At 70.0% G+C, this 18,410-nt stretch carries 12 protein-coding genes and 1 pseudogene; 8 read left to right on the forward strand and 5 right to left on the reverse strand.

The window, feature by feature from the left end; genetic code table 11:
• Nucleotides 1-53 precede the first annotated feature (53 nt).
• Together ACFW3D_RS20230 and ACFW3D_RS20235 are read right to left on the reverse strand one after the other, a co-directional pair.
• Nucleotides 54-2,003 (reverse strand): N-acetylmuramoyl-L-alanine amidase, encoded by a 1,950-nt coding sequence (locus ACFW3D_RS20230; RefSeq protein ID WP_500505591.1) that lies wholly within the window; start codon nucleotides 2,001-2,003, stop codon nucleotides 54-56.
• Between the two features lie 574 nt (nucleotides 2,004-2,577).
• Nucleotides 2,578-2,949: a hypothetical protein gene (locus ACFW3D_RS20235; protein ID WP_500505592.1), complete on the reverse strand. Its 372-nt coding sequence runs from the start codon at nucleotides 2,947-2,949 to the stop codon at nucleotides 2,578-2,580.
• Between the two features lie 264 nt (nucleotides 2,950-3,213).
• Between ACFW3D_RS20235 and ACFW3D_RS20240 the strand changes: the two genes are divergently transcribed.
• Nucleotides 3,214-3,792 carry a hypothetical protein gene (locus tag ACFW3D_RS20240; RefSeq protein WP_500505594.1) on the forward strand — a complete coding sequence of 193 codons (579 nt, stop codon included), beginning with the start codon at nucleotides 3,214-3,216 and terminating at the stop codon, nucleotides 3,790-3,792.
• Between the two features lie 120 nt (nucleotides 3,793-3,912).
• Here ACFW3D_RS20240 and ACFW3D_RS20245 read toward each other — a convergent pair whose 3' ends face one another.
• Nucleotides 3,913-4,758 carry a helix-turn-helix domain-containing protein gene (locus tag ACFW3D_RS20245; RefSeq protein ID WP_500505596.1) on the reverse strand — a complete coding sequence of 282 codons (846 nt, stop codon included), beginning with the start codon at nucleotides 4,756-4,758 and terminating at the stop codon, nucleotides 3,913-3,915.
• A 161-nt stretch (nucleotides 4,759-4,919) separates the two neighbouring features.
• On the opposite strand from ACFW3D_RS20245, the gene ACFW3D_RS20250 reads away from it, so the two are divergent.
• Nucleotides 4,920-5,681: an SDR family oxidoreductase gene (locus ACFW3D_RS20250; protein WP_500505597.1), complete on the forward strand. Its 762-nt coding sequence runs from the start codon at nucleotides 4,920-4,922 to the stop codon at nucleotides 5,679-5,681.
• Nucleotides 5,682-5,795: 114 nt separating this feature from the next.
• Here the strand turns inward: ACFW3D_RS20250 and ACFW3D_RS20255 are convergent, their stop codons facing one another.
• The gene (locus ACFW3D_RS20255) at nucleotides 5,796-8,525 is read right to left on the reverse strand and encodes a glycosyl hydrolase family 95 catalytic domain-containing protein (RefSeq protein ID WP_500505598.1); all 2,730 of its coding nucleotides are present in this window, start codon (nucleotides 8,523-8,525) and stop codon (nucleotides 5,796-5,798) included.
• Between the two features lie 389 nt (nucleotides 8,526-8,914).
• Between ACFW3D_RS20255 and ACFW3D_RS20260 the strand changes: the two genes are divergently transcribed.
• From ACFW3D_RS20260 to ACFW3D_RS20270, 3 genes are all read left to right on the forward strand, one after another.
• Nucleotides 8,915-9,400 (forward strand): hypothetical protein, encoded by a 486-nt coding sequence (locus ACFW3D_RS20260; RefSeq protein ID WP_500505599.1) that lies wholly within the window; start codon nucleotides 8,915-8,917, stop codon nucleotides 9,398-9,400.
• A 311-nt stretch (nucleotides 9,401-9,711) separates the two neighbouring features.
• Nucleotides 9,712-10,560, forward strand: coding sequence for an RNA polymerase sigma factor SigJ (gene sigJ, locus ACFW3D_RS20265; RefSeq protein ID WP_500505605.1), 849 nt, complete (start codon nucleotides 9,712-9,714; stop codon nucleotides 10,558-10,560).
• Between the two features lie 392 nt (nucleotides 10,561-10,952).
• On the forward strand, nucleotides 10,953-12,020 hold the full coding sequence (locus ACFW3D_RS20270; RefSeq protein ID WP_500505600.1) for an alpha/beta fold hydrolase: 1,068 nt from the start codon (nucleotides 10,953-10,955) through the stop codon (nucleotides 12,018-12,020).
• A gap of 81 nt (nucleotides 12,021-12,101) precedes the next feature.
• On the opposite strand, the pseudogene ACFW3D_RS20275 reads toward ACFW3D_RS20270, so the two are convergent.
• Nucleotides 12,102-15,968, reverse strand: a pseudogene (locus ACFW3D_RS20275) (S8 family peptidase).
• 453 nt (nucleotides 15,969-16,421) lie between these two features.
• Between ACFW3D_RS20275 and ACFW3D_RS20280 the strand changes: the two are divergent.
• The 3 genes from ACFW3D_RS20280 (at nucleotide 16,422) to ACFW3D_RS20290 (ending at nucleotide 18,294) form a co-directional block, all read left to right on the forward strand.
• Nucleotides 16,422-16,640, forward strand: coding sequence for a PLD nuclease N-terminal domain-containing protein (locus tag ACFW3D_RS20280; RefSeq protein WP_500505601.1), 219 nt, complete (start codon nucleotides 16,422-16,424; stop codon nucleotides 16,638-16,640).
• Nucleotides 16,641-16,778: 138 nt separating this feature from the next.
• A complete protein-coding gene (locus tag ACFW3D_RS20285) occupies nucleotides 16,779-17,303 on the forward strand; it encodes a cupin domain-containing protein (protein WP_500505602.1) in 525 nt (174 codons plus the stop codon).
• A 148-nt stretch (nucleotides 17,304-17,451) separates the two neighbouring features.
• Nucleotides 17,452-18,294: an alpha/beta fold hydrolase gene (locus tag ACFW3D_RS20290; RefSeq protein WP_500505603.1), complete on the forward strand. Its 843-nt coding sequence runs from the start codon at nucleotides 17,452-17,454 to the stop codon at nucleotides 18,292-18,294.
• Nucleotides 18,295-18,410: the final 116 nt, after the last annotated feature.

Here is an 18,410-nt window from a genome sequence, read left to right on the forward strand (position 1 = left end):
GGACAGGGCGTGGACGCCCCGGACACCACCACAGGGTCCGGTGTTGTGGTGCGTCAGCGGTGGCTGGGCGGGTTGACCGGGTGCTGGGCGGTGACGTCGCCCTCGTAGACCAGCGCGGTGCGGTGGTTGTACTGGATCGTGTACATCTTCTTGGCGCCGAAGACGACCTTGCCGTCGGCCTTGAAGTAGTCGTCGGTCAGGGCCGGCGCCGCGGTGGCGACGTACGCCTGGCCGGACGGGACGGTGTACATGCTCAGCGGGGCCTGGTTGGAGGCGCCGTAGCCGGCCGGGTACTCCGAGGCGTCCGGGTAGCTGGAGCCGTACACCTTCACCGGCGGGGTGTCGGTGGTCCTGCCGCTCTTGACGACGGTCACGCCGTGAGCGGGGACGGTGTTGCGGCCCTTCGGGTTGTGGAACCACACCTTGCTGCCGCTGAACCAGATCGCGGTCCAGGCGCCCCGCTTGCCGGCGACCACGAACTGCTGGCCGGCCTGCACGGTGCTGCCCCAGTCGTTGATCCGGTCGGTGCCGTCGCCACCGGGGTGAATCGCCTGGTCACCGAAGAGCGGCGCGGTGTCACTCGGAGCGGTGCGCACGAACAGCGAGTTCGACGGCTCCGTCACCTCGGTGCACTCGGGGGTGGCACCGGTCGGGTCGTCGGACGGGCACACCTGGACGGTCTGCCGGTTGCCCTCGAACCCGGGAGCGATGGTCACGACACTCCCGACCCCGCCGACACCGTGCCTGCCGGTCAGCGGAGCGCCGACCAGGGCCATGAAGTGCTCCCAGTCCCAGGACTTGCCCGGGTCCCAGTGCATGCCCGACACCGTCGCCGACGTCGGGCCGACGACGTTGTCGTGGCCGACGATGTGCTCCCGGTCCAGCGGGATGTCGAAACGCTCGGCCAGGTACTTCACCAGCTCGGCGGTCGCCTCGTACTGGGCCTCGGTGTACCAGGTCGCCCCGTGCGCGGCGTAGCCCTCGTGCTCGATGCCGATGGAGTGCATGTTGGCCGAGTAGTTGCCCGCGTGGAACGCCAGGTCCTTCGTGGGGACCATCTGCGTGACCGCGCCGTCGGCGGACCGCATCACGTAGTGCGCGGAACTCCCGCCCGCGGTCTGGAACGTGGCGATCGCCGACTCGTACGAGGACTCGGTGTCGTGGATGACGATCGAGTCGATCCGGATCCCGTTGGCCGGACGGTCGGAGACCTGGCCGTTGGAGGGGGCCGCCGGAACGAAGGTGCACTCCACGGTGGCGGGGCACTCGGTACCGGTCGTCGCCGCCGAGGCCAGGCGCAGTCGGTCCAACTGCCCGGTGGCCGGCCTCACTCCCGGGCCTGCCGCCAGCGCCACGCGCTGTCCGTCGGCGGTCGTGCGCTTCACGCCCTTCTTCAGCGTGGCGTAGACCCTGTCGGCGAACGCACGGGCGCCCTGCCGTTGCGTGGACTGGCTGTAGCGGGCCACCGCGCCGTACCAGTCGTCGGGATCCGGGGTGGCCTTGCCGCCGGTCGACTCCTGATACGACGCCAGCAGGGCGGCTCCGCCACGGATGTTGGCCGCCGCGTCGGTGCGCAGGTCCTCCGCGGACAGGCCGGTGAGCTTCGCCGCTGCCTGCAGCGTGTGCAGCGCCGGGTCCGCGGCCGATGCGGCCACGTCCGCCCGGCCGGCCATGCCCGCGTCACCGGCGGAGAGCATCGCGGGCGTCACATCCGTGAGATGCATCGGCCCGTAGCCGCCGTCCGTGCTGTGCTGCCCGGCATGCGCGTCCCACGCCGACTCCTGGTACGCCACCGCCAGCAGCACCTGCTCCGGTACGTCGAACTTCGCGGCCGCGGCCGCGAAGTCGGCCTGTCGCTTCGACGTGTCGGGGGACTTCTCGCCCGTCGCCTGTGCCACCACCGGCACGGCGACCGCACCAGCCACCGCCAGTGCCGCGGCCGCGAGCAGCAGCGGCCGACGCCGTTCGGCATGCCGCCGGCGAGGGGTTCTCTCTGTCGTCATCAATTATTCCCGAGTGTGTCTGAGACGGTCATGTCGCCCTGTGGGCAAGCTGACTGACACGGCATGTGCCGTTCTGCGAGGCGCTCCGGAATCTCAACGGAACTGCGCCTGCCGTCTGTCGACGCCGGACGACGTCCGGCGTTCGCTCGCAATCGACCTGAGGACGATCGGTGACGCTAGCAGAGAGCGCCGGACGGAATCAAAAGGAGTCGGTGCCACCGGCGGAATTCCCGGAGGTTGTGAACATGTCGTGGAAGTCTGCCATTTCGCGCGGCGCTTCCCGTCGCCGGCTCCGGCGTCGTGGCACAAGAATCACGGAATTTGGCACTGCCATTACATTCGGGGACGACCGGCGGGGCGCTGGTCCGCCGTCCGGTCACGGGGTGCGAGCACCGGCGGCGGCGCCGACCGAGCCCGCCCGAAGGCGGAGCGGACAGGGCTCCCCGGCGAATGAGCGAGATGTCCTGGGGTCTCGACTCACCCGCCGGGGAGCCTCGTTGGCTCACCGCCCGGCAGTGGTCGCCGGACCGGCGACCGGCCCGGCCCCGCGTCCGTGCCGGTCAGCGCCGGCCCGCTAGTCGATGCACACCATGTCAACCTTGTTCGCGTTGCCACCCAGGTTGGCGGGCTGGAAGTTGGCGTGCGAAACCGGAACATCACCCAGCGGAATCCAGGCGTTGCTGCCGTTCCAGTTGTACAGGTGGATGGTGCCGCCACCCTTGTTGACGATCGAATCGATCCTGTCGTTGAGGCCGATGTTGCCCAGGTTGTGGCAGCCGTTGCTCGGTGCCGTCCAGATCTTGTAGGTGCCGTTGGCGCCGTCGTAGTAACACGACTTGCCCGGGTAGCAGTAGTCGGCCTGACTGGCTGCCTGGCTCGGCGCGACGACCGTGGCGCTGAGGACGGCCCCCGCGCTGATGGCCAAGGCGAGCGAGAGCTTCTTCATCGTGATTCCCTTCGAAAAGCAACGCGAACTTTCTCCGGAAACGATAGTTGAACAATAAACCACACGATAGAAGTTGAGTGCCAGTCAAGCGATCTGAATGTGCGTCGGCGAGGCGGACCGGGATCGGGAGCCCCTGCCGGGAGCACCTGTGAGGACCGTTCGGGGTCTGACAACCAAAGCACGCCGGACGGTGGTCTGGGGCAGTGGAGGGGCTCGATGCGCCTCCTGTGCTGTACGTAGACCCGACTGCAAGGAACCTCCACGATGACCCGAATGAAGAAGTGCGCGGCGGCCACGGTGTTGGCCGCGGCGCTGATAGGGGTGCCGGCCGTGGCACACGCGCTGACGCCCGCCCAGGCGCCGGCCGAGGCGGCCCACGTCGGCGCCGCCGCCGACGTTCACCCGGCCAAGGCCGCGACCGCGCGGATCGTGCGGCCCGGTGAGCGCGTTCACGCGGCCCCCGGGGTGGAGCTGTGGCTCACCAGGGACGGCAAGCACTGGACCACCCCCGACATGCCCGAGGGCCAGTTCCGCAGCGTGGTGGACGGCAACATAGACCCCGACGAGCCCAGCGTGTCGCTGCAGGCCGAAACCGTGGGCGGCGAGTTCTTCCTGTCCGGGGTGTACGTCGGCCCGGACAGCGCGGCCACGGTCGAGGTCGTCACCGATGACGGGACGGTCAGCGGCACCGTCGTTCGGCTGCCGGGGCACCCGGGCTGGGGCGCCTGGTACGCCGGTGCTCCCGTTCCGCGGCCCCTTCCGGCGCCCGTGGGCTCCTACTTCCACAGCGTCACCGTCTTCGATGCCGCCCATCGCAGCCTCGCCACTCTGACCATGCCCTGACGGTCCGGGGCCCACGGGGCCCGGCGGCTTCGCCCGTGGTCGACGCGCGCAGGGGGAGGCGTCGTCCCGCACACGCGGAACGGCCCCTCCCCTGCGCGGCGGTCGGCGGCCGTACCGGCGTCACGCGGGCGGGTGCGGGGTGCCGGCGGACCCGGGGTGGGAGAGGGTGGCGAGCAGCCGCAGTTTCTCGTCGCTGTCGCTGTCCTTGTCGGGGTAGTACACGACGAGGATGACGTCGTCGACGGGGAGTTTGTCGCGGTGGAGGCGGAGTTCACCGACGACGGGGTGGTTCACCGTGGTCGTGCCGCCGTCCAGAGCGCGGACGTCGTGGCGGGCCCACAGGGTGCGGAACCGCGCACTGGACAGCGCGAGCTCCCCGACGAGCTCGACGAACCGTGGATCGTCGGTGTCGTCCCCGATGGTGGTGCGCAGGGCGGCGACGAAATCGGCGGTGGCTTTTGTCCAGTCCTGCTGGAAGGCCCGCTCCTCGGGATCGAGGAGGAGCGAGCGAAGCCGGTTCTCGCCGGGCCGCAGGCGCGGGGACAGCGCGACGGCCATGGGGTTGGAGGCCAGGACGTCGAACGCGCGCCCCTCGACGAACGCCGGGATCTGGAGGTGGGCGAGCAGCTCGTGCACCCGCGCCGGTACCTGCTCGGGCCGCTTGCGGCGCGGTGCCTTCGGGCGTGCCGCCGTCAGGCCGAGCAGATACGTCCGCTCGATGTCGTCGAGCCGCAGGACGCGCGCGAGTGCTTCGAGGACCTGGGGCGAGGGATTCTTGTCGCGGCCCCGTTCCAGGCGCAGGTAGTAGTCGGGACTGATTCCGGCGAGCAGGGCGACCTCCTCACGGCGCAGTCCGGGCACGCGTCGGTTGCCGCCGGGCGGGAGTCCTGCCTGCGCCGGGGAGACCAGCTCACGCCGGGCGCGAAGGTAGCTGCCGAGCCGGTTGCCGGATTCCTCGTCCTTCATACCGCCACCGTAATGCGGTGCGCTTCCCCCAGCGGGGGTCCTGGCAGGACCAGGCAGGACGGGGGCACTGCCACGCCCGGCGGATGCCGTCAAGACTTCGTGGCACCGACTGCGCCGCTGGTCGGAACGCCGGCGGCGCCCCGATCCGAAGGGAAGATCTCGTGGATCTCTCCAACCGCACCGTTCTCGTCGTCGGCGGGACCTCGGGAATCGGGCGGGAGCTCGCCCGCCGGTTCGCCGCGGCCGGCAGCACCGTGGCCGTCGCCGGTCGCAGCCCGCAGGCGCTTTCGGAACTCACCGGAGAAGGCTTCGGCACGTTCGGTGTCGATGTCACCGACGGTTCCTCCGTCGTGTCTTTCCGTGACGCCGTGCTGGCCCGGTACCCCGGGCTGGACACCGTGGTGACGATGTCGGGCGTCATGCTGCTGGAGGATCTGCGCGACCCCGCGCACTTCCAGGCGGCACGGACGACGATCGACACCAACCTGCTCGGCACCATCCGGGTCGTCGACGCCTTCACCCCCCACCTCGTCCGGCGGGGCGAGGGCACCTTCATCACCGTCACCTCCGGCATCGCCTTCCTGCCGTTCCCGCCCATGCCCAGCTACGCCGCCTCGAAGGCCGCGGTGCACGCCTACACCGAGGCACTGCGGGCGCAGCTCGACGGCACCGGTGTCGGCGTCGTCGAGCTCGTCCCCCCGGCCGTCGCCACCGCGGGCCAGGAGAAGGCGAACCCGCACGCGCTGCCTCTCGACGAGTTCGCCACCGAGGTCGTGCAGCTGCTCTCGCAGGACCCCACGCCCCGCGAAATCCTCGTGAAGGGCGTCCTCATGCACCGCTGGGCCGAACGCGACGGCACGTACCGCGACCTCGTCGCACAGCGCTCCAAGAGCCTGGCCATGCTCCCCGGCCGCGAGGACTGACGAACGCCCCGGCAGCCGGCGGGTCCCGCGTGCCGTTCCATGGGCTCGGCCGGACACCGGCCCAGCCCATGGAACCCGACCGGGGGCGCGTCCCGCCCCCGGTCCGCGGACGCACTACGGTGTGATGCGCAGGGCGTCCACCATCCCCACCGATGTACTGCGGTTGACGATGCGGATGGTGTGCGTCCCCTGGGTCAGTCCGCTGCGTTGCCAGACGGTCTGCTGCACCTGCCGGGCTCCGGAGGCCCGCAGGTCCACCGTCGCTTGGAAGGCGCCGTCGAGGTAGACGTCGACCGGCCCCATGTCGCCGTTGCGTTCGGAGATGTAGGCGATTCCCGTACCGGTGAAGGTGTACTGGGCGACGGCGTTCACCGTCGTGCTGTGGTGGGTGTCGTCGTTGTAGTCGCCGTAGCCTCGCCCGCTGGTCGCGTGCCAGTTGCTGTCGTAGGTCAACTGGGTGTTGTTCACCATCGGGTTGGGCGTCCGGGCCATGCCCAGGGTGGAGGTGGTGCCGCTGAGGGTCTTCTCCCCCTGGTTCGCGGATCCGGTGAGCCGAACGGGGGCGTAGGAGGACAGCGGCTTTGCGGTGCGCTCCACCACGTACACCTTTCCGGCGGCCGTGGGGAGGTCGAACTCGGTGGCGCTCGTGGTGAGCGCGGTCGCGCCGCCGGAGACGTCGCGGACCCTCAGCTGCTGGCTCCCCCACGGGTTCACGACCCGCGTCGTGTTGCCGTACAGGCTCTTGATCCCGACGTACTTGACCTCGCCGGCCTCACGCTCCGAACTGACCGTGAAACCGCCCTTGGCCAGCAGCGTGAAGCGCCCCGTGAACGAGGAGTCGCCCGGCACCGCGGGGAAGACCCGGATCTTGTCGTTGTAGGACTGGAGCAGCGACTCGTTCAGGGCCGCGAGGTGCACCCCGAGGTATTCGAAGACGCCGTTGGTGTTGTCGGTCATGCCGTTGGGATAGGTCTGGTACTTGCGGAGCATCGTCTTCATGCCCTGGTACGCCTGGTCGCCCAGCCCCAGCCGGGCCGCCTGCACGGCGTCGTTGGCCCAGACGTTGCCGTACGGGAAAGGACGTGCGTTGAAGGTGTTGACGGCCTTCTGCTGGTCCGTGAAGCCGATGCCGGTCCGGTCGTAGGGCCAGATGATCTCGGAGGCCACGTTCTCCCCGTTGCGGGTCTGCGCGAGCGGCGGGGTGTGCGGCAGGTAGACGTCCGCGGTGGACGGATACGCGATCAGGTTGTCCACGATCCGCTGCCACTGCGGCCGCAGGTCGGCATCCAGGCCCAGGGACTGGGACGCGCGGATCGCGAGGGGGAACAGGGTGCGCACCGCCGCGAGGTCGGTGATCGCGTTCGGGACGTTCCAGTACGTCTCGTGCGCGTGCGAACTGGCCACGTAGTACTTGCCGGAGGCGGAGTCGTAGGACACCTTCGCGGCGTAGAACTTCACCACGTCCCGCATGAACGGGTAGGCGGTGTCCCGCAGGTAGGCGGAGTCGTTGGTGTACGCGTACTGGAGGTACATGTTGTACGCGGCCTCGGTGCCCGTCGACCAGATGTTGTTCGTGAAGTCGCTGTTGACGGTGCCCCGGGCGTTGCCGTCCCAGCCCATGGTCTCCGGCACCCACAGCCCGTCGACGTTGTAGCGGGTGCGCGTGTACGCCTTCAGCGCCGCCGCGTTGCGGCTGTAGAGGCGGTTGAAGCCGGCCAGCAGGTCGACGTGGTTGGAGGCGAGGAAGGAGTTGTAGACGTCGCGCTGGTTCCAGAACCAGTAGGCGTTGCTCCATTTGGTCTGGTCACGGGTGGCCCGGAACACGCCGTTGATGAAGTGGAACGGATTGGTGCCGTACCCTCCGGCGGCGATCATGTACGTGCTCAGGTAGTAGACGTTCTCCAGGTAGTCCGCGTCCCCGGACAGCCCCGAGTACTGCACGAACGACTTGCCCCAGAAGTCGTGCCACCAGGACGTGAAGTCGCCGAGCGTCGCGCTGTAGCCGCGGCTCTTGGCCGATGCCAGCGCGCGTTTGGCCTCGGCCACCGAGTCGTGCGAGGGCGCGTTGAGGCGGGTGCTCGCGGTGAACCAGATGGTGTAGCTGCGTGAAGGGGTGATCGACAGCCGGACGTTCCGGCCGTCGACGACCCGTGCACTGTAGGCCGCTCCCTCCACCGTGGCGGCCAGGGTGTAGCCGAAGTTCTGCGGGTCGGACTGGCCGCGGCTGATCCCGGCGCCCGTGGAGTCGGCGTACGTCGAGACCGTCTTCCAGGTGTTGAGGTCGGGCACGTCACCGCTGTTGCCCAGCTGGGAGACGTCCCACAGGCCCAGGTCGAGGGTGACCGCGGAGACCCCGGAGCGCGAGTCCTCGACGTGCACGCCCATGACCTCGGAGTTGGGCACGCCCATCACCGTCACGGTGCGGTTGGCGTCGTACGTGGTGGTCAGGGTGCCGTCGTAGAGCGACAGACGTTGCTGGTAGGTGCTGTAGCCGCTCTCGAGCGCCGGGGTCGTGGACAGGTTGAGCAGTCCCGCGCCGAACGCCGTCTGCTGCGAGGTGTCCACGCCGGACACCTGCATGGTCAGCCCGTTGTTCTGCCAGGCCATCGCGCCCGTACGGCCGTTGCCGACGGTCAGGCCGTGCAGCGGGTTGGTGGTGGGCCGGTTGTAGACGAGGTCGTGCTTGGACAGGTAGGCGGCGCGATCCACGTTCAGGGCTCCGGTGGCGGAGTCGAACGCGGCGTCCGTCGGTGCCGCCGCGGCCGGGGCCGAGAGGCCGACGGCGGTCGCGGTCATGATGCAGACGGCTGCGAGCGCGGCTCGCACGAGTCTGCGCAGTCTCATCGAATGCCCTCCTTGCTGTTCATGGGGGGAGTGCCGGCCGGTGCCGGACAGCGCGGGGCGGGAGCCCGACCGGTCGACGTCGAGCTCGATTGATCGGATGACTTGGCCGGACCAGTTCATCGGTGCACCGCTCCCCCGTGCTGTACGAGGGCATGCTGAAACGCTGCACCGACCAGGACGTATAACGGAACGATCAGAACAGGACGCACGAGACTGTTCGTTCTCGAAGCGCCGACAACAAGCGGAGGTACGGCGTACGGGTACACCACGACATCGGCATGGCCGCGTCAGAGGAAGTGAACATCGGATGTCTTGCTCGGTCAACACTCAGCGCAAAAACCCCGGCACGGAGGACCGCGGACCCTCGTCGACCCCGCTACGATTCGCCCATGCCTGAGCAGTTGTTCGACCGCGCGAGCCGCGGTTGCACGGTTGAGGATCTGGATTCCCGGTTGCGTACGACGATTCTGGCCGTGGCCGAGACCGAACTGCTCGGTGATGCCGCGTCGGCCGCGATCGCCTGCGTCGAGACCCGGAGTGTGCCCCGGTCCCGCCCCGGCGTCTTCGCGCGCTTGCGCGGGGGCGGCCCACCGCGGGAAACACTGACTGCCGCCGTGCTGCTGCCGCGGCATCTTCTGGTCTCGGTCACCGACACGCGCACGGGGAGGACCACGGCCCGTTCCGGACGGCTGGCCGACATGACCGTCACCGAGGTCGATCAACGACTGGCCGTGGACAGCGGTGTATCGGTGTTCACCCGTTGGTCGAGCCGCTCCGAGGCCGAGTCGATGCACATCGCGCTCGGCGACGATCCCGCCGGCGTCTCGTTCAAGGACACGCTGCGCCGAGCCATCCGGGCGGCACAGAGCGGTTGAGCGGACCGTGACCTCACCGCCGGGCCGCGCCTGTACGGACATCGTGCGGGTCCGGCGCTCGGCGACGGCCTGCCGCCTCCGATCACCACCTGCCGGTACGGCCCGGCGGTTCGGACGAACCCGCTGGTGACGGTCTGCACCAGTGGCCGGCCTGTCGGGCACCTCCCCCATAAAGAGTATATGCTCCTATTTCTGCGGCTCGGCGGATTCGCCGGTCACGGCCCGCTCGACGTTCGTTCGCGGCGGAAGCGCATCGGGGAGCGAAGGAGGCCACGTCAGTGGACGTGACGCACACCCCCAGGCCGCCTGGGATGCTCGAGGACGAGTGGGAAACCCTCCGGCCCGCCGTCTTCGGAGCGGCGTACCGCCTGCTCGGCAGCGTGGCCGATGCCGAGGACGTGGCCCAGGACGTGTGGCTGCGGGCGGCCGCATCCGACCTGCGCGACGTCCGCGACCTCCGGGCCTGGCTGGTCACGGTGGCGGCGCGACGGTCGTACGACATCCTCAAGTCCGCCCGCGCCCGCAGGGAAACCTACGTCGGGCCGTGGTTGCCGGCGCCCCTGCTGACGGGACCGGACGCCTCCGAACAGGTGCTGGTCGACGAATCCGTCGGATCCGCGATGCTCCTGGTGATGGAGGAACTGAAGCCGCCCGAACGTGTGGCCTTCGTCCTCCACGACGTGTTCGGCCTCGAGTTCAGCCACATCGCCGACGTGCTCGGCGCCTCAGTGGGGGCTGCCCGGCAACTCGCCTCACGAGCACGGCGGAAAGTGGCGGCAGCCGGGCAGAGCACCACGCGCACCTCCCGGGCGGAGCGCGAGCGCCTGCTCGCCGCCTTCCGCGACGCCTACGAAGCGGGGGACATGGCCGGGCTGGTGCGTCTCCTGCACCCCGATGCCGTCTACGTCACCGACGGTGGCGGCAGGGTCGCCGCGGCGCGCAAGTTCATCCTGGGCGGTGCGCGCATCGCGATGGTGATGGTGCGGGCGAGGCGCCTGTTGCGCACGGACAGTGTCGAGATCATCGAGGTCGGAGGCGAACCGGCGCTTCTGCTCCGCAAGGAAGGGCGTGCCGTCTGTGTGGACACGGTGGAGATCGAGGACGGCCTGATCACCGCCTACCGCAGAGTCGTCAACCCGGACAAGCTCGCGCACGTGTGACGCACCCGCCGGGCGGAATGGGCCTCAAGGAAGGCGCGCATCCGGACCGCGTCCTCGGCACCGGACTTCGTCTCGAATTCGGCCTGCACCCCTGCCCCGCGCGGGAGTGCCGCCTTCATCCGGAGCCGGACTCCCCCTCCGGAATGACCCAGAGCACACCGCATTGCCCTTCAGCAAATAGGAGCATATGCTCTTATTTGTTTCCTGCTGTGCGCACGCGTGCCGCATGCAGGGAGGCCAGGCGGCTCGTACAGGCGCAACGTCACACCATCAAGCACTGGCCGCACCCGTCGCCGGGCGCCTTGCCCAGTCGGCACCCTTTGATCACCGCACAGAAGGAACCGCGTGTGAACCCCTCCCCCATCGAACCGCCCCGCCAGGATGGTCCCGGCATGCCGTCGTCGCACCCCGACCAGCCGCCGCGCCGGGTTTCGCGGCGCGCTTTCGTCGGCGGCGCGGCAGCCGTCACCGCCGGTCTCGCGCTCACCGGTGTCTCCGCGCTGCCCGCCACGGCCGTTCCCCGGCAGACCCCGAGGGGCTTCGGCTCCGTGTCCGGTGTTCCCGGGCTCCCCGAGGGGTTTCGTCGGACGTTCACCAGCCGGCTCGTCCAAGCCGGTGGCATACGTCAGCACGCCGTCGTCGGCGGCGACGGGCCGCCCCTGCTCCTGATCCACGGCTGGCCGCAGAACTGGTACGCCTGGCGCCTGCTCATGCCGGCGCTGGCGCGGAACCACACGGTCATCGCCGTGGACCAGCGTGGCATCGGGCTGACCGACAAGCCCCGCGACGGTTACGACACCGCCACCCTCGCGAACGATCTGGCCGCGCTGATGGACACCCTCGGCCACGAAAGCTTCGCCGTCGTCGGCCATGACACCGGCATGCCGATCGGCTACGCGCTCGCAGCCGACCACCCCCACCGGGTCGACCGTCTCGCCGTCGCAGAAGCCGTCATACCCGGTGTGACGCCCTCGCCGCCTCTGCTCGGGCCCGCCAAGGCCAACAACATGCTCTGGCACTTCCCCTTCAACCGGCTCGACGACGTCAACGAGCTCCTGGTCGCGGGCCGGGAGGACGTCTACTTCGGCTGGCAGCTCGACACCAAGGCCGCGCGAAAGCTGCCCGACCACGCCATCCGGTTCTACATCGAATCCCTCACCACGCACCGCCACGCGCTGGGCGGCAGCTTCGGCTGGTACCGCGACCTCGACACCACGTTCGCGCAGAACGCCGACCGTGTGAAGCGGCACCTGACCATCCCCGTCCTCGCCATCGGCGGAGCGCAAAGCGTCGGAGAGGGAGTGGCGACCACCATGAGGCTCGCGGCCGACGACGTGCAGTCCCTCGTCATCCCGGGCAGTGGCCACTGGGTTGCCGAGGAGGCCCCACAGGAACTGCTGGCGGCGCTCACCGCTTTCCTGGCCCCCTACCGCGCCGCCGCGGCGGGGAGCCGTCGGTAGGCGCCGCAAGGGTGCGGGTGCCGGGGTTCGCACCCCGGCACCCGCCGTTGCTTCAGGAGGTAGTGGTCGTCGAGGTCCCGGTCACCGCACGCCGTTGTGCAGGTAGGCGCGGTCGATCGTCTGCCGGACGGAGTTGCCGGCCGCGTCCTGCGCGGTCACGCGCAGCGTCACATAGGCGTCGCCGTGCACCTTGGCCGGCCGCTGCACGGTGGCGGTGAAGCCACTGCCCTTGGGGGCCGTACGTGCCGTGGCCCAGGTCTTCCCGTCGTCGTAGGAGGTCTCGACCACCAGCCGCACGCCGCGCGGCGCCGCCATGCCGTCCTGCATCCGGACGTTCAGTCCCAGGTCGTGCGTGCGCTGCGAGCCGACCGCGTTGCGGGTGTCGACCGGCACGGCGTAGTCGACCTGGAGCAGCGGCAGCAGCGCCGTGTCGGCGGCGGCACCGGAGCGGAACGTCCACGAGGTGCGGGTGCCGGCGCCGAAGCGCCAGTCGTCCGACACCCGGGTGGTCTCCAGGTCCAGCCGGTACTCGGCGTCGCCCGCCGGCACCTCGATGTCGCCCCACGCACCCTGGCTCGACTCGGCGATCTGCTGTCCGTCGCGGTAGAGCACCGCGGTGGCGGTGTCGTCCACCGGGTCCGCTCCGGCGGCGCGGGCGCCCGCTCCCCTGCCCCAATCGATGACGTTGAGCTCGTAGAAGGACCAGTGGCCGGTGCCGGAGTCATTGAACTCCGGGACGAAGACGGACATGGTGTTGCCCTTGCGCACCGACGGCCAGGGCGCACCACGCGGGATCGAGGGACGGACCACGGCCCCGAACCACCGCTCGGCCGCCCGCTGACCGGGCCGGTAGGTGTGCGGCACGTCGCGCATGCCGACCGAGAGCGTGTTGTCGGGGTTGTCGACCACGTTGTGGTGCACGACATGGCGCCACAGCGTGTCCCCGCCGGTCACGTACTCCACGCGCTCCCGGCCGTTGGGGACGTAGCGGCTGTACTGGTTCCAGGCGGTGTCCTCGTACGGACGCCACCCGAAGCGCTGCTCGCTCGCCCAGGACGAGGCACCCGTGCGGGTGTAGGTGCTGCGGACCACGGCGCTCTCGCGCTCGGAGACGGTGTGCACCAGGTTCCTGGGAACGAAGCCCTTGGACACCTGCATCACGTCGTACAGATACGGGCTGCGCACCGTGCCGGAGAACTCCACCGTGGTGGTCCGCCGCTTGACCAGCTTCAGCAGGGCCGCCCCCTCCTTGAAGGAGATCCGTACGGTGGGCAGGGCCATGCGCTCGCCGTTCGGACGCCACCGCGTCCAGGAGAGCTCGCCCTCCGGCCACGCCACCAGCAGTGCCTTGGCGCCCGCGGTCTCCGCGGCCCGGGCAAGGGCCCTCGTGTCGTCGGCGATGGAGAGGACCTGCACGACGGCCGCCTTGCCGCGCGCGCCACGGAAGTCCGGTGCCGCCGACGTGCCGGCGTCCACGGCGGTCAGCCGTGCGCCCTTGTCCCCGAAGACCTCGGAGTCCAGCTCGTAGTAGGGGATGAAGCCCAGGGAGCTGCCGGTGGCCTTGAGCCGCAGCTGCGGGGCCACCATCTGCCAGCGCGAGTTGAACTCGAAGGTTCCGTCGGTGACCGGCGCGGTCGTACTGACGTAGAGCCGCTTGACGATGTCGAACATCATGTGGCCCTGGATCAGGCCGTTGCCGTCGATCACGCGGTGGAACGTGGTGCCGAGGATGCCGCGCTGCTCGGCGGGCCGGGGTGTGCGGATCTTCACCTCGGTCACCTTGGAGGCGTCGAGCGTCGCGGTGATGTCCTTGGTGACCTTCACCTCGGGGTTGACGAGCTCGCCGGCCTCGAAGCCGTCCTCGACCTGGTCGAAGAAGCCACCGCTGATCTGGTAGGTGCCCTCTTCGACCTCGGCGGTCGCCGTGTCCCGGTCCGTGTACTGCACGAACCCGTTGCCGGAGCCGTAGGGAGGACCCCAGATGTTCGGCAGCATGCCGGGCACGACCCGGCCCTGCCGGTCGCGGTAGACCACGGTCAGCCGGTGCATCTTGCCCCGCACCTTGAGGGAGACGGTGGTGTGGGCGAGCACGGTGCCGTCCGTGGACTTCGCGGTGACGTAGCCGTAGTAGGTGCCGCGGGCGGTCGCACGGGCGGCGTCGGTGCTCAGCGGAACCTCGGCCGTGGCGCCGGGGTCCAACTGCACGGTCTTGGAGCCCAGGGTGACCGCGCCGTCCGAGAGGGCACGCCCGGTGGTGGTGGCCAGATCGACGGCCAGGGAGAGAGTCACCCGCTTGTCGCCGGTGTTGGTGTAGCGCAGGATCGCTGCCTGCCGGCTGCCGCCGGTCGCCCCGGCCTGCAGCTCCGGGAGCAGGACGGTGCCGGTGGCGGTGACCGGGCCCATCGCGGTGGCGAGGTCGATGCGGCCGCTGCCCTGCTCGGTCACCTTGGTGCCGGACACCGTGTGCGAGGTGCTGACCAGGGCGTCCTTGATCTGCTGCGCCCCCCAGTGCGGGTGCTGCTGGGCCAGCAGCGCGGCGGCGCCGGCGACGTGCGGGGTCGCCATCGACGTGCCGGACGCGGAGGTGTAGTCGGCGTCGACCGGGGTGCCCATGGTGGTGCCGGAGGCGCGGGCGGCCACGATGCCGACACCGGGAGCGGTCACATCGGGCTTGACCGCCCCGTCGCCTGCGCGCGGACCGCGGCTGGAGAAGGGGGCCAGTGAGTCGTCGCGGTCGACGGCCCCGACGGTCAGCGCCGCGTCGGCCGCGCCCGGCGAACCGACCGTGCCCGGACTCGGGCCCGCGTTGCCGGCGGCGATGACGAAGAGCGTGCCGGTGGACGCGGTGAGGGTGTTGACGGCCTGGCTCATCGGGTCGGTACCGTCGGAGGCGCCCTCCGAGCCGAGGCTCATGTTGACGACCTTGACGTCGGCGTCCGCCGCCTATTCCATGCCGTCGATGACCTGCGACTCGGTGCCGTAACCGTTGTCGCCCAGCACCTTGCCGACCAGCAGGTCGGCCTTGGGCGCCACGCCGCGCCGCGTCCCGGCGGACGCGGCACCGGTGCCGCCGACGGTCGAGGCGACATGCGTGCCGTGGCCGAAGCGGTCCTCGGTGTTCCCGCTGCCGGAGAAGTCCTTGGCCTGCGCGATGCGCCCGGCCAGGTCGGGGTGGCCCGCGTCCACACCGGTGTCCAGGACCGCCACCCTCACGCCCTGGCCCTCGTAACCGGCCTTCCAGGCGGTGGGCGCGTTGATCTGCGCGGTACTGCGATCCAGAACGGCCTTGACCCTGCCGTCCAGCGAGATCCGCGGAGCGACCGCGGCACGGGCGGCGTCCGAAGTCCCGCCCGTCCCGCCGGGGTTCAGCGTCTTCCAGAACGCGCCCAGGTCGTCTTCGCCGACCCGCAGGGAGCGGGCGCCGATGCTGGGCAGATTGCGGGCCGGCGCGGTGGGCGCGTTGAACGCCACCAGCCGGTCGGCGGTGTCCGCGGCGGCCTCGGCCGCACGCGCGGTTCCCCTCGTCCCGTCCGCTGCGGGCCGGGAGGCGACGATCAGCGGCAGTGCTGAGGCGTGGGCCCGGTCGTAGCCCTGGGCGATCAACGCCGTCACATCGAACAGCCGGCGGTCCAGAGTGCCCGCGGTCACCAGCGCCTCGGCGTCGGACGGCACCACCGTGAGCGCCTTGTCGTCCCCCTCCAGCGTCCGGAAGGAGACATGCTCGCGCCCGCGCCCGGGCCGCACCGAGGCGGTACGCCGCCCGTCGGGCAACGCCGTCACCGTCACCAGGTCACCGGTGAGCAGTCGTACGGTGGCGGAATCCGCCTTCGCGCGTTCGACGAATCGCGCCTTGCCTTCCGAACCCGTACCGGCGGAGGCGGACGCCACGCCGCCGACCGTCACCACCAGTACGGTCGATATCGCCGTCGACAGACGGAACCATGACATCAGTCAGACACCTTTCATTCAGAGCCAGTTCACTGGCCGCACGACAGAATCCGCGGCGCTCCGGCCCATGTCACTGGTATCCGCATGTCGCGGATGCAACATGTCCCAATGACGACATCGGCAGGGGATGGCGTCCCGGTGACACGATCCGGCCGGTCGGCGTTCGTCGCGCGGGGGCCGGCACACGACTCCCCGGCACCCCGGCCCGAAGGGCCGCGTTGCCAGGGGCAGGGGCATTCGAGGGCGCACGAGCGCCCCTTCGTCGCGAAGTCCCACCACGCCCGTCACGTTGGCGGGGGCTGTCTCGTCCACTTGACGAAGTGACAGCAGAGCGGGAGCCGCCGGTGACGATCACAAGAGGGGCCGAGTCAGCGTGAACACAACCACGAGGCATGGCGGAGGCATTGCCGGACCGGCTGCGGTGAGCACTGCCGCGGCGCACGAGGTGACCCCATGACGCCAGTGCTGGAATACGCGATGTACGCGCTCGTCGCGGCACTGTACGTCTACGCGGTGGTCGACTGCGTCAGGACCCCCGACGCGCGCATCCGAATGCTGCCGAAGACGGGCTGGCTCGTCCTCATGGTCCTGATGCCGATCCTGGGCGCCATCGCCTGGCGGAACCTGGGCAAGCGGTCCCTTCGTGCCGAGGGTCAGCCGTCCACGGACTGAGCTCGGCTCTCCCCCGACCGAAGGGACGGACGCCGCCCTCCCGGTGGGCGCCGCGCCCGGTTTCACGATGCGTCGCGGGCCCGCGCGGAGGGCCGCGGCGTCCTTCACGTCAATCCAAGCCAGACCTCGAGGAACCCGATGACCTTTTCCCTGGCCGATCTCGATCCGCACGACCCGCACTGGGACCGGCGCGGTGCGTTCTACGTGCCGTCAGGCAAGGGGCCGACGGTGTGGGCCGCGGGTGACGTCTACACGATCAAGGCCACCGGTGCGCAGACCAACGGCGGGATGGGCTTCATCGAGGCCACGGTTCCGGCCGGCGGCGGGCCCGTTCCGCACGCGCACCCCGAGCAGGAGGAGACGTTCTACATCCTCGACGGGGAGCTGGAGTTCCTCGACGGGGACCACGTCTTCACCGCGGTCGCGGGCGACTTCGTCCACATCCCCCGGGGAGTGCGTCACCGCTTCAAGAACAAGGCCAGCCACGCCGCGAGGATGATCTTCATCTTCACGCCTCCGGGCCTGGAACAGGTCTTCGTCGATCACGCCCTCCCCGCCCGGCCCGGCGAGACGCCTCCATCGGTCATCGACGACGACCAGCTCGCACGGTTCGACACCATGGCCCGGCTGGCGAAGTCGATCATTCTTCCCGAACCATCCTGAATCGCCCCCACGGCCCGATCCGCGTTGCCCCGGACGAGGGCGCGGCACGGCCGTCACGCACGGGGCATTCGCCGGCACGGCCGGCGCTCACCTGGTCACGGCCCGGCTTCCGGGCACGCGACCACCATCGCACACAGGAGACCCACGCATGCTCGAAGGATTCGAACACGGCTACGCCGAGGTGAACGGCACCCGGCTGCACTACGTCACCGGGGGCGAGGGCGAGCCGCTCGTCCTCATGGACGGATGGCCACGTACCGTGCACGCCCTGCGTGAGCTGCTCCCCCTGCTGGCGCGGCGCTTCCGCGTCATCGCCGTGGATTACCGCGGTCAGGGCGCGTCGGACAAGCCCGCCGGCGGCTACGACAAGAAGAACATGGCGCGGGACGTCCACGAGCTGGTCCGGGGCCTGGGCCACGAGCAGGTCAACATCGCGGGCGGGGACGTCGGGGCGATGGTCGCCTACAGCTTCGCCGCGAACCACCCCGAGGCCACGAAGAGGCTCGCCATCTGGGAGGGAGGACCCTTCTCCCAGATCTTCCTCGACGTCATCAGTCCCTTCCCCACACCGGAACAGCCGAACGCCTGGTGGTATCCCCTGAGCCAGGTCGACGGCCTGGCCGTCAAGCTGCTGGCGGGACGGTTCCGGCACGTCATCGACTGGTCGACCGACCACCTGGCGGTCCACCCGGAACGGATCGGCGAGGAGAGCCGTGCCCTGTACGCCGCGGCCTACAACACACCCGAAGCGGTGGCCGCGGCCTTCGGCGTCTACCGGACGTTCCACCAGGACCTGGCCGACAACAACTCCTACCCGCCGCTGACCATGCCGGTTCTGGGGCTTGGCGGCCAGTACGTCTCCGTGGTGCAGGCGATGATGGAGGGCAAGGCCACCGACATCCGCTACGCCACCATCGAGGACAGCGGCCACTACATCGCGGAGGAGCAGCCGGAAGCGCTCGCCGCCGCGCTGGAGAAGTTCTTCGGCTGACGCAGGATCCAGGAGCGGCCCCCCCGTTATGTTTTTCGCGGTCCTGCAATGGGGCCGCTGGCCTTCGGGCCCGGCATGACTGTTACCCCCTGTCGAACGGATGACCTGGGGGGTGG

This window comes from Streptomyces sp. NPDC058864 (genome assembly GCF_042742985.1).
Taxonomy (GTDB): domain Bacteria; phylum Actinomycetota; class Actinomycetes; order Streptomycetales; family Streptomycetaceae; genus Actinacidiphila.